Source organism: Chitinophaga hostae (assembly GCF_018224885.1).
In the GTDB taxonomy this organism is placed as follows: domain Bacteria; phylum Bacteroidota; class Bacteroidia; order Chitinophagales; family Chitinophagaceae; genus Chitinophaga; species Chitinophaga hostae.
This window is the reverse complement of record NZ_JAGTXB010000010.1, coordinates 256503-281283: the sequence shown is the minus strand read 5'-3', so window position 1 is coordinate 281283 and position 24781 is coordinate 256503. Positions and strand designations below refer to the sequence as shown.

14 protein-coding genes and 1 pseudogene are annotated in these 24781 nt (G+C 47.8%); 12 read left to right on the top strand and 3 right to left on the bottom strand.

The window, feature by feature from the left end; genetic code table 11:
• Positions 1-55: 55 nt before the first annotated feature.
• From KE626_RS20925 to KE626_RS20915, 3 genes and pseudogenes are all read left to right on the top strand, one after another.
• On the top strand, positions 56-1900 hold the full coding sequence (locus KE626_RS20925) for a SusC/RagA family TonB-linked outer membrane protein (RefSeq protein WP_211974881.1): 1845 nt from the start codon (positions 56-58) through the stop codon (positions 1898-1900).
• A gap of 24 nt (positions 1901-1924) precedes the next feature.
• A pseudogene (locus KE626_RS20920) lies at positions 1925-3220 on the top strand (TonB-dependent receptor domain-containing protein); the annotation flags it as partial.
• An 11-nt stretch (positions 3221-3231) separates the two neighbouring features.
• Positions 3232-4641, top strand: coding sequence for a SusD/RagB family nutrient-binding outer membrane lipoprotein (locus KE626_RS20915; protein ID WP_211974880.1), 1410 nt, complete (start codon positions 3232-3234; stop codon positions 4639-4641).
• Between the two features lie 196 nt (positions 4642-4837).
• On the opposite strand, the gene KE626_RS20910 is transcribed toward KE626_RS20915, so the two are convergent.
• Positions 4838-6070, bottom strand: coding sequence for a nucleoside recognition domain-containing protein (locus KE626_RS20910; protein WP_211974879.1), 1233 nt, complete (start codon positions 6068-6070; stop codon positions 4838-4840).
• A 67-nt stretch (positions 6071-6137) separates the two neighbouring features.
• Here KE626_RS20910 and ychF point away from each other — a divergent pair, with 67 nt between their 5' ends.
• The 4 genes from ychF (at position 6138) to KE626_RS20890 (ending at position 14644) form a co-directional block, all read left to right on the top strand.
• Entirely contained in the window at positions 6138-7241 is a 1104-nt protein-coding gene (gene ychF, locus KE626_RS20905) for a redox-regulated ATPase YchF (RefSeq protein ID WP_211974878.1), read from the top strand.
• Positions 7242-7604: 363 nt separating this feature from the next.
• Positions 7605-10922, top strand: coding sequence for a HEAT repeat domain-containing protein (locus KE626_RS20900; protein WP_211974877.1), 3318 nt, complete (start codon positions 7605-7607; stop codon positions 10920-10922).
• 15 nt (positions 10923-10937) lie between these two features.
• Positions 10938-12593: an SWIM zinc finger family protein gene (locus KE626_RS20895; RefSeq protein ID WP_211974876.1), complete on the top strand. Its 1656-nt coding sequence runs from the start codon at positions 10938-10940 to the stop codon at positions 12591-12593.
• A gap of 458 nt (positions 12594-13051) precedes the next feature.
• Entirely contained in the window at positions 13052-14644 is a 1593-nt protein-coding gene (locus KE626_RS20890) for a reverse transcriptase family protein (protein ID WP_211974875.1), read from the top strand.
• Between the two features lie 145 nt (positions 14645-14789).
• Here the strand turns inward: KE626_RS20890 and KE626_RS20885 are convergent, their stop codons facing one another.
• Positions 14790-17675, bottom strand: a complete 2886-nt coding sequence (locus KE626_RS20885) for a TonB-dependent receptor (RefSeq protein ID WP_211974874.1) — start codon at positions 17673-17675, stop codon at positions 14790-14792.
• Positions 17676-17831: 156 nt separating this feature from the next.
• Positions 17832-18869, bottom strand: coding sequence for a homoserine O-acetyltransferase MetX (metX, locus tag KE626_RS20880; protein ID WP_211974873.1), 1038 nt, complete (start codon positions 18867-18869; stop codon positions 17832-17834).
• Between the two features lie 134 nt (positions 18870-19003).
• On the opposite strand from metX, the gene KE626_RS20875 reads away from it, so the two are divergent.
• From KE626_RS20875 to KE626_RS20855, 5 genes are all read left to right on the top strand, one after another.
• Positions 19004-19423, top strand: a complete 420-nt coding sequence (locus KE626_RS20875; protein ID WP_211974872.1) for an OsmC family protein — start codon at positions 19004-19006, stop codon at positions 19421-19423.
• A gap of 20 nt (positions 19424-19443) precedes the next feature.
• Positions 19444-20631 (top strand): O-succinylhomoserine sulfhydrylase, encoded by a 1188-nt coding sequence (locus KE626_RS20870; RefSeq protein WP_211974871.1) that lies wholly within the window; start codon positions 19444-19446, stop codon positions 20629-20631.
• Between the two features lie 238 nt (positions 20632-20869).
• Positions 20870-21532 carry a hypothetical protein gene (locus tag KE626_RS20865; protein ID WP_211974870.1) on the top strand — a complete coding sequence of 221 codons (663 nt, stop codon included), beginning with the start codon at positions 20870-20872 and terminating at the stop codon, positions 21530-21532.
• 39 nt (positions 21533-21571) lie between these two features.
• Positions 21572-21937, top strand: coding sequence for a hypothetical protein (locus KE626_RS20860; protein ID WP_211974869.1), 366 nt, complete (start codon positions 21572-21574; stop codon positions 21935-21937).
• Positions 21938-22018: 81 nt separating this feature from the next.
• Complete coding sequence (locus KE626_RS20855; protein WP_211974868.1) at positions 22019-24541, top strand: DUF5686 and carboxypeptidase regulatory-like domain-containing protein; 2523 nt, start codon at positions 22019-22021, stop codon at positions 24539-24541.
• Positions 24542-24781 lie beyond the last annotated feature (240 nt).

Below are 24781 nucleotides of genomic sequence, written 5' to 3'. Positions count from 1 at the left end.
CTCGTTTTTTTTAACGATATTTAAGTAATAGCATTATCAACCAAAATCTATCACCATGAAGTCATTTTACACTATGACGCTGGTGGGCACCTTATTTTTTTTCCCCCTTTTGTTGCTCGCCCAGAATCATCTTATTACCGGTAAAGTAGTTACTGCAGGCACCCCGGATGCGTTACCAGGTGTTACTGTTCATATAAAAGGCGCTGCTGCCGGAACTACCACCTCACCGGACGGCAGCTTCCGGCTTAATGTACCGGATGCCAACAGCATCCTTGTCTTTAGTTTTGTAGGCTACCTGACGCAGGAGCAGCCATTAAATGGCCGTACCAGTCTGGATATCCGGTTACAGCCCGATACCCGTCACCTGGAGCAGGTAGTAGTAACTGCCCTGGGTATTAAAAAGGAAAAGCGCGCGCTGGGATATGCCGTTCAGGATGTAAGCGGCGCCGACCTGATGCAGGCCAAACAATCGAATGTAGTCAACGCCCTGCAGGGAAAAGTAGCTGGCGTGCAAATTTCCAGCGGAGGAGGAGCGCCGGGGCAGGGCTCCCGTATTGTTATCCGGGGTATCAACTCCCTCGATCCGGGCAGGAACAACCAGCCCTTGTTTGTGGTGGATGGTATTGCCCTGGATAATGAAACGGTGGTGACCGGCACTGTATCCGGCTCAACAAGCGATCCCAACACTGAAACCCGGGGCATGAGCAACGGCGCTGCCGATCTCAATCCCGATGATATCGAAAGCGTGTCTATTCTGAAAGGAGGCGCCGCCACCGCATTGTACGGATTGCGCGCCGGCAATGGGGCGGTAATCATCACCACTAAATCCGGTAAAGCGGGCCGGCTGCGGGTAACTTACAGCAGTACGGCGGGTTTTGACAAAGTCAGTAAAACACCGGATGTCCAAAACACTTACAGCCAGGGCAATAACGGTGTTTATGATAACCAGAGCTTCTGGCCTTCCTGGGGCCCCACGGTAGCACAGGCCCGCACACTGGACCCCACGCACCCGGCCGCATTGTACGATAAATACAAACAGGCCTATAATACCGGCGGCCAGTTTCGCAATACCCTGGGCATCAGTGGCGGAACGGAGAAAGTCGTATATGCGGCATCGTTATCCCAGTTCAATCAGAATGGGCTCATCCCGTTTAGTAACTATAAAAACTACTCCGCCAGGGTGAGCGGTAATGCTACCCTGAGCGATAAATTCAAAATAGGTATCTCTCTCAACTATATCAACTCGGGTGGTAACCGCGCCAATTTCGACCGCTACGGAGAACAGCTGATCTATTGGTCGCCCCGGTGGAATATGCGTGACTATATCAAAGATGATGGTACCCAGCAAACTTATGGCGCCACCGACAATCCTATTTATACGGTATATAGCAATCGATTTGAAGACAATGTAAACCGGGTAATAGGGAACATCAATTTCAGCTACGCGCCTTTTAAGTGGCTGGAAATACTTTACAGGGCCGGAACAGATTATTCCAACAGCGGTATCCGGCATGCAGCTCCCGGTCCCAAAGGAACAGTCGGAGAGGTGCCCAGCACTGATAACGAGTTTGGTTTTGTAGACGAATACACAACCAACAGGAAAGCGCTGACATCAACCCTGATCCTCAATTTTAAAAATAAGATCAGCTCCAAACTGAGTTCAGACCTCAAAGTTGGACAAGATATTTATCAAAGAAAACTCAAACGGGTGTCGACCGAGGCAGACACCCTCGATATACCCGACCTGCTGATCCTGCAGAATGCAAAAAAGGTGCTGACCAACCAGTATAACGAAAACTATTTCCTGATGGGTATTTTCGGCGACTGGACCCTCAACTGGGACAGATGTCTATACCTGAACCTAACCGGAAGAACAGATATCACCTCTACCTTGCCCTAAGCCAACCGGGCATTCTTTTATCCCTCGGCCAGTTTATCGTATATTTTTACAGAACACCTGAAAATCCCGGAAAGCATTTTGTCGTACGGAAAACTCCGGGTGTCCTGGGCCCGGATTGGTAAAGATGCCACCCCCTATAATACAGGTTCGGGGTATATTCCATTGATCAACGGGCCTATTGGCGGATCCGCCATAGGCTGGACCCGCGACGACCGGCTGGGCGACCCCAACCTGAAACCGGAGTTTACCAATACGTTTGAAACGGGCGCTGAGCTGCGTTTCCTCAATGACCGTTTAGGCGTTGACGTGGCCTGGTATACTTCCAAAAGCACAGATCTCCTCATTCCGTTAAAATTATCAAATGCTACCGGCTACGAGGATTTTTATACCAATGTGGGTTCCATCCGGAATAAAGGAATAGAGGTATCGTTAAATGGTACGCTGATCAAATCAAAGAAATTCAACTGGGAAATGCGGATCAACTATTCATCCAACCGCAATAAAGTGCTCAGCCTGGGGCAGGGACTCGATGAAGTAGCCGTGGCAGAACACTTCGGCTACGCCGGTTCTACCGCCACCATGAAGTACATACCTGGCTACCCCGTAGGGGCTATCTTCGGTACCAGCTATCAGCGATACTATGGCAGCGACAAGGAAGATCCGCTCATGATCGACTACAGCAAACCCATGATCATTGGCCAAACAGGTAACAGTGCCGGATTTCCGCTGATCAACAGTAGTCAGAAATACCTGGGTAACTCCCAACCTAAATGGATAGGAAGCATCACCAATAACTTTACCTACGGTCCGTTTAGTTTATCTGTTTTAATTGACACCCGGCAGGGCTTAAAGAAATACAACCAGCTGGCCAACTTCCTGGCGGCCTTTGGGGAATCAGCTATGACGGCCAACCGGTTTGACCAGGTGGTATTTCCCGGTGTGCTGGCGGATGGTACTGCCAACACACAAAAAGTATATCTGCAGCAGGCAAAAGGTCCGGATGGCCGCAACTACGGCGCAGGATATTATCGGAATGTATACCGTGGCGTAACAGAAAACTTTGTGGAAGATGCCTCCTGGATACGTTTACGCAACGTAAGCTTTACCTACCAGCTCCCCGCAACATTGCTCAGCGCCACGCACCTGATTTCAGCCGCCAGCATTACTCTTACGGGAAACAATATATGGTTGCATACCAAATACACCGGCTTTGATCCGGAATCCAGCTCCTTTAATGCCGGCAGTAACGTGGATGCTTTTGCAGGATTCACGTATCCGGCTACACGTAGTTTTCTGGCCACTCTTCAAGTTACCTTCTAAAATCTGCCACCATGAAAAGATTACACACCATATTATTATATATCGCCTTGCCCGGGATACTGATTTCGGCCTGCAGCAAATCGTTCGATATCAACGACAATCCGAACCAGGCCACCACGCCACCTCTGAACGGGTTGCTGGTATCTGCTACCTATCATACAGCCATCAATGTGTATCAGGTTAGCAATATTACTTCCTACCTGGTGCAATACCTCGCATCACCCAATTCGGATGGTGCAACAGATACGTATCAGTCTACCGACTACAGTACCACCTGGAAACTGCTCTACGATAACATGACCGACATTCATGACCTTATTGACCAGGCAGGTAAACAGGGCGCTGCCCGTCATGTGGGCGCCGGTGAAATCATGATGGCCATTAACCTTGAAATGCTGAATGACCTCTGGGGAAGCATACCCTATACCAGTGCTTTCAATGCCAATGTAATCCAGCCGGCCTACACGGCCGACGACAGTATATACACTTACTGCATCGCGTTGCTGGATGACGGCATCCTGCAAATGAAAAAAACAGATACAAAGTATGAACTGGATGCAGCCAAGGACCTGCTGTTTGGTGGCCGTAACGAAGCCTGGATCAAAACGGCCTACGTGGTGAAAGCGCGTATCCTCAATCATCTCACAAAAAAAGCTACCTACAATGCCGCTGCTGTGTTGGCTGCGGTGGCCAATGCCTACACCACCAATGCCGACGATGCCCAGATGCTGCAGTTCCAGTCGCTTAGTCCCTGGAATGAGGCGGCTGTTAATAACATCAATAACTCGCTCGATGGCTGGTTAAGCGCTCACTTTGTAGACGCCATGAATGGGAAAACTTACGGGGTATTTGATCCCCGCTTGCCCCTGATTACTGACACCACCAAATTTGGCGATTACCGGGGTACGGTCAACGGCGCTGGCCGGATTGGCTCGGGTACAGACCAGGAGGAATGTTACCTGTCGGTGAATGGGTTCTACTCCAAACCCGGCGCTCCTTTGCTGATAGCCACCAATGCAGAATGCCGGTTTATAGAAGCGGAAGCTGCGTTCAGAAGCGGCGATAAAAAACGTGCCTACAGTGCTTATATATTAGGCATTACAGCCAACATGGACAAGGTAGGCGTGGACACGGCCAAGCGGAATGCTTATCTGCGCAATCCGGCAGTGGGAGTTGGAGAAGGAACGATTACACTGGATCTGATCCTGAAGGAGAAATATGCTGCACAGTTCCTGCATCCGGATACCTGGAATGATGCCCGTCGCTATGATTACAAATACAAGAATTTTAACCTGCCCGAAAATGCGCAGTTGACCACGTTTATCAGGCGCCTGGCATACCCCGATACCGAGAAAAGCCGCAATGGGGCTAATATGCCGGCCGTGAAGTTAACGGACCATGTTTGGTGGGATGGGAATTGACCACAGCTTTTAGCCATTAGCTCTTAGCTTTTAGTAGATGCAGCGAACCAGCTTTTAGCCATTAGCTCTTAGCTTTTAGCAAATGCACCGAATGATGAACATCATATCGTCTTCGCTGTATTTGCTAAAAGCTAAGAGCTAATGGCTAAAAGCTGGTTCGCTGCATCTGCATCTGCTAAAAGCTAACAGCTAACAGCTAATGGAAAAAGAGATACCCCAGCAACACCGCGCACAGCATCCCGAAGAAATCGGCAATGAGTCCTGCTGCCAGGGCGTATCGGGTTAATTTGATATTGACGGAGCCAAAATAAACTGCCAGCACGTAGAAGGTGGTTTCGGTAGTTCCCTGGATGATGCTGGCCAGCTTGCCTACAAAGGAATCCACGCCATGCGTTTTCAGGATGTCGACCATCAGCGCCCGGGCGCCGCCACCGCTCAGTGGTTTCATGAAAGCTACCGGTAACGCAGGTACGAAATCGGTGTTAACGCCTATCCAGGCAAAGAAGAGGCCAATGCCATTGGTGATATAATCAAGACAGCCTGTAGTGCGGAATACACTGATGGCCACCAGCATACCTACGAGGTAAGGAATAATCCTCACGGAAACCTGGAATCCTTCTTTAGCGCCTTCAATAAAGGCGTCGTATACATTTATCTTTTTTACCATGCCTGCTACCAGGAAGGTAATTATAATCGCAAAAATGACTGCCCCGCCGAGGGAGGCCGTTTTCGGTCCTATTTCTGCCGGAGGCAAACTGCTTACCCAAAACCATAAAGCCGCCATGATACCGGCAAAGAGCAGCAGGAAAATTAATACCGGTAATTTAAACAGGTTGATTTTCTGGAAGATGGATACCGTAAACATCCCCATAATAAACGCCATAAAAGTAGAGATGAGGGTAGGGATAAAGATATCCGCCGGGTTAGCCGCGCCTGCAGCCAGCCGGATGGCTATCACAGAAGTGGGGATCAGTACCACCCCCGCCGTATTCAGCACCAGGAACATAATCTGCGGATTGCTGGCCTCTTCGGGCTTAGGATTGATCTCCTGCAGCTCCTTCATGGCTTTAAGTCCCATGGGAGTGGCGGCATTGTCCAAACCCAGCATGGTAGCGGAAAAGTTCATCATCATCGACCCCATGGCCGGATGGCCTTTGGGTACGTCAGGAAATAGTTTGGAGAAAAAAGGGTTTACCATCCTGGAAAAGCGGTTGATCATACCCGCCACCTCACCGATACGCATGATCCCCAGCCAGAGGGTCATGATCCCGGCCAGCCCCAGGGAGATCTCCGCACCCGTTTTGGCGCTGGAAAACATGCCGTTCATGATCTCCCCGAAAATAGAGGCGTCATGTAAAACTACCGACTTGAAAACTGCTACAACAAATGCAATAAGAAAAAATCCCAGCCATACGTAGTTTAATGCCATTAGATTATTGGTTTATTCAATCAACAAATAAACTAAAATAAACCTATCTTTGCGCAAATTTTAAAAAATGGCTTTGCAAGTTGGAATTGTAGGATTGCCGAATGTAGGAAAATCGACTTTATTTAATGCGGTGAGCAACAGCGCTAAGGCGCAGGCCAGCAACTACCGCTTCTGTACTATAGAACCCAACGTGGGACAGGTAGACGTGCCCGACGAACGCATGTATAAACTGGAAGAGCTGGTAAAACCGGAACGCGTGGTGCCTACAACCATAGAGTTCGTGGATATTGCCGGCCTGGTAAAAGGTGCCAGTAAAGGAGAAGGTCTGGGAAATAAATTCCTGGCCAATATCCGCGAGGTAGATGCTATCGTACACGTGATCCGCTGCTTCGAAGATGAAAATATCCTTCGTGAAGAGGGAGACATCAACCCCGTAAGCGACAAGGAAATCATTGATACCGAGTTGCAGCTGAAAGATCTCGACAGCGTGGAGCGCAAAGTAGCCCGCACGGAGAAAATGGCGAAAACCGGTGGCGATCCGAAAGCAAAAGTAGAATTTGAAATACTGAAAAGATGCCAGGAACACCTGGAGAAAGGCCGTAACATCCGTGAGCTGGCCCTCAGCAAAGAAGAACGTGTGGCGATTGCCGACCTGTTCCTCCTCACTGAGAAGCCCGTTTTGTACGTAGCAAACGTAGATGAGGCATCGCTCCACACTGGCAATAAATACTCCGAAGCCCTCAGAGAAGCGGTAAAGGCAGAACATGCTACCGTTATCGTGATGAACAACACCATTGAAGCGCAGATCTCTGAAATGGAAGATCCGGCAGACAAGGAACTGTTCCTCGGCGAATACGGCTTAACAGAGCCCGGGCTGAACCGCCTGATCCGCTCCGCCTACGGTTTGCTGGAACTGATTACCTACTTCACTGCCGGCGTGCAGGAAGTACGTGCCTGGACTATTCACAAAGGTTGGAAAGCGCCACAGGCCGCCAGCGTTATCCATACGGATTTTGAAAAAGGATTTATCAAGGCAGAAGTAATCGCCTATGACGACTATGTGAAATATGGCTCCGAGGCAGGCGCTCGTGATAACGGCCGTTTGCGTATCGAAGGAAAAGAATATGTGGTTGCGGACGGAGATGTGATGCACTTCCGCTTCAACGTTTAAGATACTTCATGAAAATATCCGTGAAGGTTACAACACTCGACGGGCCGGAGTAAATCCGGCCCGTCACTATTTTTAGCAGAAAGCTATCGTGGTGAATTTTGTCTTGCCCAGGATTAAACTGATTTTGATGATTTACAGGATTTTTTTGTTTTTGATTTTAAAAGATTTGGGGAGATAGAAGCGGTTATCGTTCTCTATCTTCCCAAATCTTTTAAATCAAATAATAATCACAGGAAAAAAATCCTGTAAATCATCAAAATCAGTTTAATCCTGGGCAAGACAAAATTCACCACGATAGCTTTCTGCTTTTTATTTTGTAATTCTTTTATTAGCTTAGCCCACTATTTTATTTAATGTTAGCTCATGCGAATTGTCAGGAACGTAAAGCTCTTTTTCCGGGAAGGAAACTCGGATAAGACCTATGAAATTGACCTTTGTGAAGTTGGCCCGGAACAGTATCTTGTTAACTTTCGATACGGAAAACGCTTTGGAACCCTGAAAGACGGGACCAAAACTGTAAGCCCCGTAGCGCTTTCCGCCGCCACCACTATATTCGATGCCCTCGAAAAGGAGAAACGAAGCAAAGGCTATCTGGGAGAACAGGAAGCTGCCCAGGATCTGGCATTTGTACCGGTAGATACTACCCAGGTAACAGATGTTAAACACCGTGCCGTTTTAAAACGACTACAGGATGCCGCAGAGGAAAAATCTACCTATAAAACCCACTGGAAAACTTCGCGTGTTATCTGGAAGGCCGGTGAATGGAAAATAAAGGAAGCCGTACCTTACCTGGTCAAACTGGTAGAAAAAGGAGATGCCCTGCAACGGTATGCCGCTCTCTGGGCATTGGCAAAATGCGGTGATGCTGCCGCTATCCCGGTGCTCCGTTCCTATGCCGATAACGGCTCCTGGCCACTCAATATCCGCATGCTTGCCGCCAACGGCCTGCTCCTGGTGTTGCCGGCAGAAGAACGTGCCGCGCATATTCTTTCCTATCAGCAACGACTACCCGAAGTTTTTCAAACCGCTATTGCCAATAATTCCATCCCTGAACTTTTCAGGTTACTGGAAGAACGTATACTTAACCAGGAACAACTGAATTATCCCTTGCTGGAAGACCTTTTCATTGTATCCTTTGAAAATGTAACAGCAAGACAGGCAATCGGGGCGCTGTTTCACCGGCTACCACTCAGACCCTCTTACTTCCAGCATATAAGGCATATTTTCAAACAAGCTGAATTGCGCGATGAACAAGGTACCGTGGCTACTTTTGCAGCGCGCTTTGAACGGGAACCTTACATGTTCAAGAACCCCGGCACACTGACCGACTACGATGGTGATAAATATATTCCGGAATCTTTTGTAAAGGAACTGGAAACCTCTTTCCAGGCCGATAAGGAACTCCGTAAGCCTACCAGCAAACTGGCTTTTTCAGACAGAACAAGGGGGTATCTCCACCGCCGTGTGCTGCGTAACCTGCAACAGTTCGGTGCATCGGCGGATGCCCAGTACGTTCGGCTGGCTACCGCACTGCTGCTGCAGTATGAGGAAAGCAGGGATGCCGCCGCTGAATATCAAACCCGCGACTATGGCTATGTAAACGGCCGTTATGTAACGATTTATAAACAATATCCCGCCAATTCACGCGCGGTGTACCTTAATTATATACTCCGTGGTAATGCTGCCAACCTGGTGCTGCTGCCCAATAAAAGAGAATGGATATTTAAAGAGGAAGAATCGGCGGCGAAGAACAAGCCGGTGCTGGGAGGAAATCCTGATGCTGCGAAAGACAAAAACAAGGATACCCTGCTGAAGAAACTATTCGGCTGGCTGGGTGGCGATAAAAATCTCACTACTGCCGCCGTACCACCGGAGTATGAACCACCAACTGCGGCGGGTACTCCGGTCAGCGATGTTCCGCATCTGCACCTGTGGCAGCAATTGCCCCAGGCGTTCATACAGCTGTTGATATCAGCGCGTATGGAAGTGGTACATATTTTTGCGATGGAGCAGTTAAAGGCGCATCCCGATTATAACAGCCTGAAAGAAAAGATGGATGAAAACGTGATTGCCGGTTTGCTGGCCAATCCCTTCAGCATTCCTTCCATGTTCGGACTGGAGCTGGCAAAGGAGCGGTACAACCCCGCAAACCCGTCGCTTCGTTTGCTGTATGTGCTGGTTATGAGCCCGCTGGAGCTGGCCAGGATACAGGGATTGCAATGGATCAGTGAAAATCAGGACACCTGCTTTGCAGACATGGACTTCCTTATGCAGCTGATCTTTTCTCCCTACCAGGAAGTACGCAACTTTGTGCGTAAACAACTGAATGCCGGTTACTTGCCAACAGAAAAGGCACGTGTGCTTTGTGCGAAGGCACTAAAATCTTTACTGGCGCTGACTACTGCCACCGATGCGGGTAACAATAACCTGAACGATGGTTGCAGTATCATTGAATTGTACTGCCGCGAAACACTAACGGAAACGGGTATACCGGCTATTGAAGAATTGCTGAAAAGCCCGGTAGCTGCCTGTCACGCCTTTGCCGCAAGGTTACTGCTGCTTAAACAAGGCCATTTTAACTATGCAGAAATTTCCGATGAACTGCTGCAAAGCCTGCTGGAAAATCCTTTTCAGCCGGTAAGGGCTGCAGGCGTGGATGTACTGGGAGCAATGGGAACGGAGGCATTACTGAAAAGACCGGAACTGTTACTCCATATTATATTAAATACGTACACGGACGTACGAAATGCAGTCCGTCCGCTGATCAGTAAGCTGGTGAAGCAGGACAACAGGCTTGCTGTTTATCTCGTTAATGAGCTGGTGCCCCGCCTGATGCGCAAGGAAACAGTGGAAGGTATGCATGCAGATATCGCAGCCTTGCTTAGTAACGAATTGGTAGATTATTTACAGGATGTGGATACTGCCACCGCGCTGCGTTTACTCTACTCCAATTACAGATCCGCACAGGAATTTGGTCTTGTGGTGCTCAACAAATACATCCCTGCATCTGCGTTGTCGCTGAAACAGGTGATTGCTACCGGCAGCCACGAACTGCTGAGTGCGAGGGAATGGTGCTGGGCATTCTTCTATAAGAATGTGGAACGTATCCGCTATGAGCGCGATGCTGCTATTGGTTTGCTGGATGCAAAATGGGAGGATACCCGTCATCAGGCGATGGAGTTTTTCCGGACACAGTTTGCTGAAAACGACTGGTCACCGGAAACGCTGGTAGCGGTAGCAGATAGTGTACGTCCTGATATACAGGCCTTTGGCCGGGAGTTACTGATGCGCTTTTTCCGCGAAGAAGATGGCAACACCTATCTGCTGAAACTAAGCCAACACCCCAGCGAAGGCATGCAGCTGTTTGCCACCAATTACCTGGAACGTTACGCAACAGGTAATCTTGAGTATCTGCAACAACTGGAACCCTATTTCCGGGTGGTGCTCAGCCGGGTGAACAAAGCCCGTGTTGCCAAGGAGCGGATCTTCGGGTTCCTGGAAAAGGAAGCGCTGATGTCGCCGGAGGCAGCAGGTTATATCGGGCATATTATTGCTCATATTTCTGCGACTGTAGCCATTGGAGATAAGGCCCGCTGCATTGATATTATGCGTAAAATACAGCAGTTGTATGCTGTTGACCTGCCAATACAATTAGTGCCAACAGAGACAAGAGTATCTTAAACAGTAATCCATTTTATGTTATTCAACTACAGATATAGCGGTAACTCCCAGGTGTATAGCAATGCCACTTCAGCTGGCATTTCGTTTGCACCGGATACCCGCCGTGACCCGACTTTTTTTGTAGGGAAGCTGCATAAAAAAATAGCTTTCCGTGAAGCCATATCTGCGCTGCATGATGTAGTAGTGTCTGATCTGCGCTTTAAGCCTAAAGATAAAACTGCTTATAAGGAATGGGCTGCGCAGCAGGAAAGTATCTGGCTGGCAGAATTTATGAACAACTATGATGAAAAAGCAGCTGATCAGCGGATAGAAGGACTGAGAGCAGAACTGCACGATGTGATGGCGGAAAAAGACCGCGTGATGGCGCCGTTTTACAAAGCCCGTAAGCAATATTTCGACTTTTTATACCAGAAGGACCGGGATGCCTGGTTTGTGCTGGATCCCGTGATCAGCGTGCATCCGGATGAGCTGTTCTTTGAATGTTTCAGCCAGGATGAATCCACTTACGGGAAACTAAGCGCAAATTATAATGTATTTAAAGAGGTGAACGAGTTTGAATGCGGTACCACTAATATTGATTATTCGGCCGCGTTGTATAATGAGTTCCAGAAGATCCGGGATTATAAGGAAACAGATTTTAAAATTGATCCGGGCGGCTTCCAGGTGCAAACTTCGCAGGAAGAATTGTATCATGAAGTAAAGATCGATTTGCCGGATAGCTGGGTGAGAGGTTTTTTACAGGTAAGCTCCGCCATGACGTTACCGGCTGCCTCTTTTGACCTGCATCCTATGGATGTATATAATTTCTGCTCCTGGCTGCGGCGTTTTAAGGAAAAGAACGGCCCCCGTTCCATCCGCTTTATACTGGAGCCGGGGAAACCGGTACGCGCAGTGTTTGAGCCATGGAACCACGAAATCGTATGTGCGAGATCGTTATATACCGGTCCGCAGCGCAGGGAGATCCGGATATGGGGGAGAAGAAGAATGCTGATACTGGAAAGACTGATCCCCATTGCCCGCAAATTTACTGTGCATCTTACCGGGAATGGACTGCCATCTTTCTATGTGGCCGACCTGGGAGATATGCAGTTTACGCTGGGCCTCAGCGGTTGGACGGCCAACGATTGGTCGCGGGCAGGGCAGTTTGATCTCATGGCGCCGAGGGCGCAAGTCGATGATACGGCTAAGCTGAAAGTATTTGCTGATCTGAAAACCAGGTGGATGGCGAAACCGGAAACGATTGTTAGTGCAACCGGTTTGGATAAAGCTACCGTATTAGGGGCATTGGGTATTTATACGCAGGCAGGCAAGGTTATCTATGACCTGCACACCGGCTTTTACCGGTTGCGTGAGCTAAGTCGTGAACCATTGCCATTGGAGGAGCTGCGTTTTTCGAACGCGGAAGAAGCAGCTGCCAACAAATTGGTGACCGCAGAAAAAGTAAAGGAAATAACTGCTAAAGATATTCCTGGTGTGGGTATGCAACTAAAAGCAAATGTGCAGGGAGCACAGCGTGTATACCATCCCGTTATTACTATTGATGCTGATGAGCGATTGAGCGAAGCACATTGTGATTGTAATTTTTATGGAACGAATAAGTTGTACAAAGGGCCCTGCGAACATATGCTGGCACTGCGTATCGCGCATTCGCAACATAAAGCGGCGAAATAATTTTTCAGGGAGATAATTTATTTCCCGGAATTATTTTCTATCTTGCTGACTCGTTAATAACAAAGATCTTTGTAAAGAGGAATTGATTGCACTTGCGCCCGAAAAGGGACGAATGATGTTTCGTCATTCAGGTATTTTGACTATACATGCTTCACTAAATGCAATCTTTACTTTGGGAGGGGCCTACCATACGCATATTTCCGGTAGCAGCCCCGGGGGCTGAAATAATGCGTATGGTAGGCCCCTCCCTGGAGTTGATTGATTTAGTCAATGGTTCGCACGAAGGCCTTTCCTCTTTACAGAATTTTGTTATCCTCCCACTCAGCAAGGCAGTACAGCCGAACACATTCACACTATCTTATTTTAAATGTAGCTATTAGGTATTTATCAGCCAGCATTAATGTTTGCAGGTGATAAATAACCAAATAAGAAAATGAATAAATACCAAAATATTTATCATGTCTTTAACCCGTCAACAGCTGTACGATCAAATACGTGCATCCTCTAAAGAGGAATATATACTGGAAGAAATGACGCGACTGGGATTCTGGCCCAAAAGTGTGGGACAGCCTACCCCGGCAGTAACCCTCATTCGTAAAGAAGGAGAGTTGCGCCGTAGCCTGAATGAACTGATCGCGGAAAAACAGCGGTACCGCAATAAAAGAGCTATGCTGGAAGACATGCGGAAAGCACGCATGGCAAAGGCGAAACAGAAAAGGGCGGAAACAAAAAAACGCCGGGAGGAAGAAAGGGTAAAACGCGCAGCAGAATGGGCGGCTGAGAAAAATCTGCACATCGTTTATCTCGGCGAAGGCGTATCGGCAGGATTGAATAAGGTAAATCCTGATACCGCCCAGCTGGAGAAATTCGGATTACCCGTGTGGGCGGATGCTATTGCACTGGCCAATGCGATGGGCATTACCATCGGCAAATTGCGCTACTTATCATTTAATCGTAAAGTAGGGCATCATACCCATTATCAACGTTTCCAGATACCCAAAAAATCAGGAGGCACCCGCGTTATTTCAGCCCCCATGCCGCAGTTAAAAGCAGCACAGCATTGGATCCTTGAAAATATTCTCTATAAAATAAAGAACAACGAAGCGGCTCACGGTTTTGTACCGGGTAAGTCTATCGTTACCAATGCAGCACCGCATATCGGGCAGGACATCGTAATTAATATCGATCTTCGCGACTTTTTCCCGTCGATCGAATACAAACGGGTAAAGGGACTATTCTGTAAACTGGGTTACGCAGAGCAGGTGGCCACCATCCTGGCGCTGATCTGTACAGAACCTGAGGTGGACGAGCTCCTGCTCGACGGCCGTAAATATTACGTGACCAAAACAGCGCGTCATCTGCCTCAGGGCGCACCTACCAGCCCGGCTATCACGAACCTGATCTGTTATAAGCTGGATCGTCGTTTCGCCGGACTAGCCACAAAATACGGTTACGCCTATACGCGATACGCAGATGATATGACATTCTCGGCCAAAGGACCTGCAGCCGGCAAGGCTGGTCAGCTGCTCCGGGCCGTAAAAATGTTTGTTAAAGAGGAAGGATTTACTATTCACCCCGACAAGCTGAAGATCATGCGCCGCGGCGACAGGCGTGAGGTAACCGGTATTGTGGTGAATGAGAAACTGAGCCTCGACCGTACCACGCTGCGCAAATTCCGCGCCCTGCTGCACCAGGTAGGACAAACCGGTTTAGCCAATAAAACCTGGGGCAAAGGCAAAAATATTATCAGCAGCATGGAAGGCTACGCCAACTTTGTATATATGGTGAAGCCCGAGTTGGGAGCAAAGCTGAAAGCTACGCTGGCAGCTTTGTTACAACGGGCCGACATTAAAGCGGAAGCCAGGAGTATCTGGACCGGAGAGGCGCTGCCGCAAAAAGAAAGCAACACGGCTATTTCCGGAAATACCGAAACAATAACTACACCTGTATCAACCGCGACAAATGGCAATGGCGCCGCTTCAGCGGCCCGGGGAAATACAGGCACAGATAAACCTGCCGCTGCGGATAAACCCTGGTGGGACGTGCTGTAAAGTATATCTGAGCATAGAAAAAGGCCCTGCGTATTTGTCTTCTAAAAAATGATTAAGAAGACAGCCACGCAGGGCCTTTTGTATTTTGGGCAGATGACCGGTAATTGCTGTTACACTTGGCCATCAAACCATTAACTGGTCACGATTACAGGTTATATCCCAGGGAAATATAGTATTGTGATCCCACAGTTGGGTTACCCCATGATTGGATATATTTTTTGTTCAGTAAATTCACGGCGCCCAGTTTCACAGTTGTTTTTGCTTTCGGGAAAAATTTGCTGACCATGGCATCCAGTGTACCAAATGCAGGTATCTCGCTCAATCCGGCCACATTCACATTAGGTCCAACAAAGGAAGACTGCCACACAAAAGATTGTTGCCATTTCCATAAGAAGTTGAAAGCAAAATTTGAATTAGCGATGTTGCGGTTACCAAAATTCAGGCTGTAACGAACTTTTGGTGTGTTATACATGGCCAGGAAAGTACCCAGGTCTTTAGCGTTATTCAGCTCATTATAGGATACGTTACCACCTGCGGTGAAGTTAAGCGGTAAGCTGTAATCCAGTCCGATGGCCCATCCCCATGATTTCACTGTTTGCTGTGCGCTTACAGGCACAGAGAACACATTCCTGGTAGTGGCGCCGGTAGGTTGTATCAGTACCTGGATACCATTCATGTTTTTGAAATCATTTTTATAGATATAGGCATCTATCAGCAGTTTTTTAGCTACCAGTGCCTTGTATCCGAGTTCGTAGGCCTGTATACGTTCGGGGAGGAATTCGTTGAAAGTATATTGTTTGGGAGCGCCTGCCTGTACAGATTGTAAAGAATACAGCGGGCCTTTATCCAAACCGTAACGTTCCCGGAGGAAAGGCAAACCGCCGATCAGGTGCGCTTGTGGCGTTACGAGGTCAATATATTGATCCTGGTTATGCGGAATGCGGAAACCTGTCTGATAGGAAACGCGGATGTTTTGTGTTTCGAAAAAGGTGTACACCGCAGATATACGTGGGCTGAACTGTCCTTTAAAGTTCATGTTTTTATCATAACGCACGGAGCCGGTTAATTTGAGGTGGTCGTTGATCAGCTTCTTCATGATCTGAACATAACCGCCATATTCGTTGATCCGGAACTCTTTGCCATTATCATCCAGCGCAAATAAAGTCTTTTCAGAATTCAGCGCATAGCGGCGATAGTTACCACCTACGAGGATTTCCGCGAAGTGTACCAGGTTGTGAAAATTGTACATAAACTCTGCCTGGTACAGATTGGTTTTATCCGTGAATTTAGCGCCTACACCACTGGCATCGCCGGGGATGGCCTTGTTCTTTACTTTATCGGCGGCCGCATCAAATTCAGGTGTGCCGGGAAGTAGGCGGCCTTTGTCGGCTGCAGCTCTGGCGGCGCTGTTGTAAGTGCCGCGCTTACCGTCTAAAGCGGCCTGGGCTGCTGCCAGTGCGGCTGCAGGGCTAGCGCCCCCCTGTAAAGCAGCGCCATAGGCCTGTGCAAAGTTGGTGATGGAAGCGCCTGCATAGGTACCAAAGTATTCGCCATACCATTGCTGGCTGCTCTTCCAGGCTTCGTTAATACCAGAAGCCAGCGTACCGGCGGCATAGCTGTCGCCGGATCTTTCCTGGGTAGTATAGAGTCTTACGTAGAAGTCGGGGCTTTTCAGTTCCACTTTATACTGCGCCATGTTGAAGTTTTTCAGGGAATAGCGGTCAGCCCCGGTATATACGGTGGTACCGGCGCCATAGCTGCCCTGGATCAATGCTTCCAGGTTTTCGGTGATTTTATAGTGAAGAGCGCCATTTAACTTCAGATTTTTGGTGGTATAGTCTACCACATCTGCTTCGTTATAACCGGTGCGGGTAACATTGCTGCTGCCAGCGCCGGGAATGGCGGCGTTGAGAATCTGCTGCGGGGTTACTGTACCACCGAACATGCCCGAAACCGTTGCCAGTTGGGTGGCCAGCGGCGATCCGGGGGTGGCTGCCTGTGCTGCCAGGGTATTATACATATTCACGGTGTTCTCATCTCCATAGATATTTACGCCATTATATCCTTCATTATTGGCGCGGGTACCATCCTGCAGCGTGTGTCCGTTAGCGAGACTCTGATCGCGATGATCGTAAGCCTGCCAGTCTTTCGCCTGGAGATAACCCACATTTAATTTGAACGCTACTTTGTTGCTGAAGGCATGCGCATAACGTACCGATACATCATAGAAGCCGGTGGTGGCGGAAGTACGGCCATTGTCGTTGAGGAAGCCGGTTTTTACCTGTGCGCTCAAACCCTGGTATTGGAAAGGGTTTTTGCTGGTCATCAGCACGATACCATTGAGTGCGTTTGGGCCATAGAGGGCAGAAGCGGCGCCCGGGATCAACTCTACGTTGTCCAGGTCCAGTTCAGGGATACCCACCATGTTACCCACCGCGAAATTGAGACCGGGGGCCTGGTTGTCCATACCATCATTCAGTTGCAGCACGCGGGTATTACCATTGCTGTTGAAGCCGCGGGTATTCACTGATTTAAAGGTGAGGCTCTGTGTGCTCATTTCCACTCCTTTCAGGTTGCCGATGGCGTCATAAAAAGAAGCGGCTGGTGAGGCCTTCAACGCGCGGGCGTCGATTTTTTCGATAGACACCGGTGATTGCAGAATGCTTTCCTGAACGCGGCTGGCTGCTACCACCACTTCCTGTCCCAGGATTTCTGTTGTACCGAGTGTTATATCCACGCGGCCATCTGCCGAAGTAATTTCTTTCTCTTCCGTTTTGTACCCTACATAGGAAAACACAAGGGTAAGGGGAAAGGCATGCGTGGTTTTCAGCGAAAAGGTACCTGCGCTGCCGGTAATAGTACCTGCGGAAGCTCCTTTAACACTGACAGTAACTCCCGGCATTGCGTTGCCACTGCCTTTGTCATGAACAACCCCATTAATAGTAGCGGAAGTTTGTGCTGAAATTACCTGTACAAGGGATAATAAAAGCAACATGGAGCCCCATAAGGCTTTGATTAGAATGCTTTTCATAGACAGTGGAGTTTTAATGGGTTTAGATTTGGTCAATTTAAATATAACGAAAAAAACTTGTTTTGGGGGGTCCCGGCAAACCGGGAATAAAAAAAATGCAGTGGAGTAATCCACTGCATTTTTTTTTGATCTATGTCGCTGAAAAACAATGCCTATTTAGTCCATCCATTCCCGTAGAATCTGGCCTATTTTTTCAAATTCTATGAGGAAACCATCATGCCCGTACGAAGAGTCTATTTCATGATAAGTTGCATGGGGGAGATGGGCCGCCATCAGCTGTTGTTCCTCCGGCGGGCATAAAATATCGCTGCTGATGCCAATCAGCAGTGCAGGTTGCTGAATATGTGAAAGTGTAGCTGTAATATTTTCATGACGCCCGCGTGCAATGTTGTGGCTGTCCATCGCTTTGGTCAGGAGCCAGTAAGTTTGGGCGTTGAAGCGTTTTACCAGTTTATCACCCTGGTAGTTGATATAGGAAGAAGCCCGGAAGTGATCTGTCTTTTCCTTGTCCTCGTCCGACTGTGCCTTTACAAAGGTTTGATAGTTCCGGTAGGTAAGCATACCAATGGCCCTTGCCGCTTTAAGGCCTTTGGATCCTGCGCTGTGGCAGTTTTCCTGCCAGCTGCTGTCGGCCTCTATGGCCAGCCGCTGAGCCGTGTGGATGGCAATACCCCAGGCGCTTTCGGCGGCGCCGGTACATAACAGGAACAAACGCCCGATTATGCCGGGTTCCGTAAGCGCCCATTCCAGGGCCTGGTAACCGCCCATAGAGCCACCAATCAGCAATTGAATGCGCGGAATCCGGAGGTGTTGTCTTAATAACACATGTGCCTGCACCATATCACGGATGGTAACGGCCGGAAAGCTTTGATACCAGGGGCTTCCGGTTTCCGGGTTAGTGGTATGCGGACCGCTGCTGCCGTAACAGGAGCCGATAATATTTGCACATACAATAAAATGTCGGGCAGGATCTATAGCTTTGCCGGCGCCTATAAGTCCCGTCCACCAGTCAGCTACATCGCTGTTTGCCGTTAAGGCATGACAAACCCATACCACATTACTGCCATCCTCATTCATAGTACCATACGTATGATACGCGATATGTAATTCGGGTAATACCTCGCCGGACTCTAACCGGAATGCTGCTTTACTGTGAAATACCTTTGCCGACAATGCTTCTTTGAATTTGCGCAAAACTACAAATTCAGAATTACAAATTAGAAATTACGAATGACGAATTATGAAATACAGCTCCCCGTATATCCGTAATTCGTAATTCGTAATTCGTAATACTTTTATTTTATCTTTGTTGCAGAAACTCAATAATCATGAAGATAGCATTACAAAGAGTAGACGACGGATTTAATATGGAGGCAGTAGATGAAAACGGCCACAAGGTACTGATGGACTCATCTCTGGAGAATGGCGGTAAAAATAACGGGGTAAGACCCATGCAAATGGTGATCATGGGCCTTGGCGGCTGTTCTGCCATCGACGTGATGATGATCCTGAAAAAACAGCGCCAGGAAGTAACCGATTTCCGTATCGAAATTGAAGCAGAAAGGGAAAAAGGAAAAGAACCATCTCTCTGGGAATCTGCCCACCTGGTTTTCTATTTCACCGGTAACATCGATCCCGACAAAGCTGCTCGTGCTGTAGAGTTGTCTATGAACAAATATTGTTCTGTAGCGGAAACCCTGCGTCAGGGAAAAACAAAACTGACCTGGGAAGTGAAACTGAACGCATAAACTGCTGTAATTCCATATCCATGAGCAAAGACAGAAATCAATACCAACCGGATACCAATGCTGTAAGAATTCAAATACCCAGAACTGATCAGATGGAACACGCTTCCCCAATGTTCCTTACTTCCAGTTTTTGTTTTGATAATGCAGAAGAGATGCGCGCTACATTCGCGGATGAAACCGACTTTAACATCTATAGCCGTTTCAGCAACCCGAATGTCGACGAATTTGTGCAAAAGATGTGCGCCCTCGAGGGTGGCGAAGCCGGTTATGCGACCGCTTCCGGTATGAGCGCTATTTTCGCCGGTTTTATGGCCCTGCTTAAAGCAGGTGATCATTTACTGTCTGCCCGCTCCATCTTCGGCTCTACTCATACTGTGATCACGAAGTTCCTGCCTAAATGGGGCATTGAAACTTCCTATTTCGATATGACTGATCCCGCCGGTATAGAAGCCATGATCAAGCCCAATACCCGGATGATTTTTGTGGAAACACCTTCCAATCCCGGGCTGGAAATCATTGACCTGGAGCTGTTGGCAAACATCGCCAACAAACACAATATTATCCTGAACGTTGATAACTGTTTTGCTACGCCCGTATTACAGCGTCCTATAGCCGCCGGTGCGCACCTGGTAACCCATTCGGCTACCAAGTGGATCGACGGACAAGGACGTGTACTCGGTGGGGTGATTGTAGGTAAGAAAGAGCTTATCAAAGAGATCCATACCTTCTGCAGGAGCACCGGTCCCGCAATGTCGCCATTTAACGCCTGGGTGCTGAGCAAAAGCCTGGAAACCCTATACGTGAGAATGGAGCGTCATTCGGAAAGTGCCTTCAAACTGGCCCAGGCGCTGGAAACTAACCCGCACCTGCTGTCGGTAAAATATCCCTTCCTTCCAAGTCACCCGCAATATGATATTGCCAAAAAACAAATGAGCGGTGGCGGCGGTATTGTATGCTTTGAGCTGAAAGGCGGTCTGCAGCAGGGCGTAAAGTTCCTGGATGCGCTGCAACTGTTATCGCTTACCGCCAACCTGGGCGACAGCCGCAGCATAGCTTCCCACCCGGCCAGCACTACCCATGCAAAACTGAGTGAGGATGAAAGAGCGATCGCCGGTATCACACCCGGTCTGATACGTATTTCGGTAGGACTGGAGAATATTAAGGATATCCTGGAAGACATAGAACAGGCATTGGAAAAGAGTAAGTAGAAATAAAAAGCGGAGCTGACCGGAAGGGCAGGATAATAGTTCGGAATGTATTTACCCAACATGCGCCCTGGTCAGCTCCAATAAAATAATATACCCGTACCTGTTGCATTTCCGCAAAACAGGTAATAAATATCCCGACGTACTGGCATAGGAATAAAACGCCCCATTTAATGAATCAGCCCTTTCATAAATAGTTGACAGTTTTACTGTTAATAATTGTTTGATAGATATCCCCTCTATGAGAAAGATATTCTTCCTGTTTTTGTTGGTTAGCGCCCTGCCGCTGTATACATCAGGGCAAGGTAATTATGATCATAAGATTATAGCAATATTGCCTTTCAGAGCAATGTTTGCCGAATACAGGAATCTGACTGATAGCAGTCGTGAGGCATTCAGTTTGCTCGAAATAAAGTATGGTATGCAGTTGCAGGAAGAGCTTTATAAAACGATAACGAGGGATACCAACCGATTGCTGGTAGAAGTGCAGCCATGGCAGATGACGGATAGTTTGCTGAAGAGCCGAGGGGTGGACTTTCTGAAAGTCCCATACCTGGATCTGTCAGCCATTTCAAAACTATTAAAAGTTGATGCCTGTGTTGTAACGACCATGACACGTACCTTGCCGGTAGGTCGCAGCAGATCCAGCGGGATAGGAGGTTCACCAATTGCTGCGGCCGTATCAGCGATTGCCATGGCCTCTGCTTCAGAAGCAGGCGCTAACTTGCTTACAAAAAACAATAAAATTTTCTTCTTCCAGTTGGTAGATGGAAAGTCCGGAGACGCGGTATGGTCTTTAACTGATGAGGTAACACCAAATCAGCTGCTATTGAGTAAAGGGAAGCTTGTCATTTCTCCCGACCTTTTCAAACGATTCAGAAAACGCTTCCTTTATTGCGACTAACCTTCCTTTTCTTTGAACTTTTCTACTTATATTAGAATAATGAAATCCTTTGCGCATTTTCTCCTGATCCTCATTGTGGCTTATGTAGCCGGTATGGTATTGCCCTGGTGGAGTGTGGCACTCGTTGCTTTCCTCGTTACCCTGCTGATGCCATTATCTCCTGGAAAATCCTTTTTCAGTGCCTTTCTCAGCATATTTGTGTTGTGGATGATCCTGGCGTTTTATACCGATGTAAGAAATGATCACCTGCTGGCAAACCGTATGAGTGAGATGATCCTTAAGGTAAGGAGCGCTCCGTTGATGGGAGTGGTAAGCGGTGTACTCGGAGGACTGGTAGCCGGTTTTGCCGCGAGCACTGCCGCCTTCCTGAGAGCCGCAAAAAGCACAGATAAGAAACTCGCCTGATAGCTTATCATGGTTGTTAAAATTCTGATAAAACGGTTTGCCGGATAGGCTGGTAAACTGTTCGCCGTTACATTTGGGAATATGATCAAATATCTGTCTGCCCTGTTTTGCATCTTCATTTCCGTCTATTGTCAGGCCAATGTGATCAGAGGCCGTGTAACAGACGAAAAAGATAACCCGCTTCCTTTCGCTACCATCTTTATTAAAGGTACGACTACAGGTACCACTACCAACGCCGCCGGGCAATACCACCTGGAACTGACGCCAGGTCAATATACCGTAGTATGCCAGTACATCGGTTTCCGCAGAACGGAATTACCGGTTAACGTCAACGCAGCTACGCAAACACTGGATTTCCGTCTTCAGCCGGTAAACATGCAGATAAGGGAAGTAGTGGTGAAAGCGGGAGGGGAAGACCCCGCCTATGCCATCATCCGCCAGGCCATTAAGAAACGGCATTTCTACCAGGAACAGGTAAAGGAATATACTTGTATGTCCTATATCAAAGGCACCATCGGCATGAAAAATGTGCCGGGAAAATTCTTTGGACAGAAGGTGGATAAAGCAGATATGGGGGTTGACAGTACCGGTAAAGGAATGATCTTTCTTTCGGAATCGATGACCAAAATATCTGCCCGGTTGCCGGATAAAATAAAGCTGGAAGTAATTTCTTCCCGCAAAAGTGGTGGCGGATTTGGGCTGAGCTTTCCGGCTATCATCAGCTTTTATGATAACAACGTATCGGCTGTTATCACCCAGATGGGGCCCCGTGGTTATATCTCGCCGATTGCGGAAAATGCGCTGGCCTATTACAAATATCGTCTTGAAGGAGAATTTGTAGAAGATGGCAAAACAGTGAATAAAATTAAAGTTATACCGCGACGAAAGCAGGAGCCGCTGTTTTCAGGATATATTTTTATTACGGATGGCGACTGGCGCATTCACAGCGCCGACCTGTTACTGACCAGTGAATACCAGCTGGAGCTCATGGACTCACTGGAGATCCGGCAAACACATGTGCCCGTAACCGGCGACGTGTGGCGGGTAAAGGACCAGGTAATGCAGATCTCTTTTAGTAAATTCGGCTTCCGGATGGGAGGCAGCTTTGTAAATGTATATTCAGATTATGATGTACATCCCAATTTTCCGCCGAAATTTTTTGATAACATCTTCCTGAAATATGATACCGCCTATGATAAGCAGCAACATGCTTATTGGGACAGTGTTCGCCCGGTGCCGCTGGAGCCGGATGAGGTAAAAGACTATCGCGAAAAAGACAGTATCGCCAAAGCGGCCCGCGATTCGGCCTTTTCCCGGTATCGGCTCGACTCACTCCAGCATAAACAAAAGCCGGTTACAGTAATGAATGTTTTGTGGAGTGGTGTTAGCCGCAAATATTATTTCCGTAGAGACAGCGCCATCGAAAATCATACACTGAATATCAGGGGGCTGGCAAAATCGCTGAAATATAATACGGTAGAAGGTCTGGCGCTTGCACTTGAACCCGAACTGCTGATTAATACCGGCGAAGAAACCAGTCTGCGGATCACACCCTTTATCAGGTACGGATTAAGCAATACTCACCTAAACGCCTATACGGAAATTAATTTCCGGAACGACAGCAGGATTCGTAAACGGTATGGTCATAATGATTGGACGCTGGCGGGAGGGAAGCGGGTATCTCAGTTCAACCAGGATAATCCTATCGATAATATAGCCAATGAATTTTATACCCTGCTCCTGAAGGAGAACTATATGAAAATTTATGAGAATTGGTTTGCTAAACTGCGGTACAGTCGTACGTTTCAAACAAATGATCAGTTATCAGTAGGGGTGAATTATGAAAGCAGGATACCGGTAGAAAATACCACCGACTTTGTGTTTTTCAGGAACGATAAAAAAATGTTTACGCCCAACCACCCCTATGAAATGGCAAATGTGCCATTTGAGAAGCACCAGGCGCTGGTGGTGGATGTGAATTTTACTTTCCAGCCAGGGCAACAGTTTGTAGAACTACCAGATCGTAAAATTCCTTTCGGATCTAAATATCCAACCTTCAGGATAGGCTATAGTAAAGGGATTCCGGACATAGCCAACAGCATAGTTGATTTTGACAAGTGGAGCTTTTCTGTACAGGATAATATGAACTTTAAGTTGTTGGGCGAATTCCGTTACCATGTGGGAGTGGGTGGTTTCCTGAACGACCGGAATGTGCAGATCCCGGACTACCAGCATTTTAATGGCAACCAAACATTTTACAACCTGAAATACCTGAACAGCTTTCAACTGGCGCCGTATTACAGGTACAGTACTACGGCAGCATTTTATACGACCGTAAATGCAGAGCATCATTTTAATGGGCTGCTTACCAATAAGATCCCCCTGTTTAACCGGCTGAAATGGAACCTGGTAGCAGGCGCCAACGCCTTCTATGTAAATAGTGATAATAATTATATGGAGGTTTTTGGGGGCATTGAAAATATCCTGAAAATGATCCGGGTAGATGTGGTGGCGGGTTACCAGAGTAAAGAAGATACGCGTATAGGCGTTCGCGTAGGATTTGGCGGTATACTGGGTAACGTGGTGAAGTTTAAAACCAACTGATAATGATGCCGGGGATTTTGTTACCACCTGTGAAAGCCTGCCAGGTAACAAAATCCCCGTATCTCAACATGCACTGATCAATGAAGTCATTTCATTATTTCTTCCTGCTCTTCAATTCTTTCTTCTCATCAAAGAAATAAGCCAGCAATCTGTAGATCCAGATACCAACTACTGCATAAATAAAGTAGGTAATGTAAATACTCATAACATAACATTTTAGGGTTAATCAATATTGCTTCT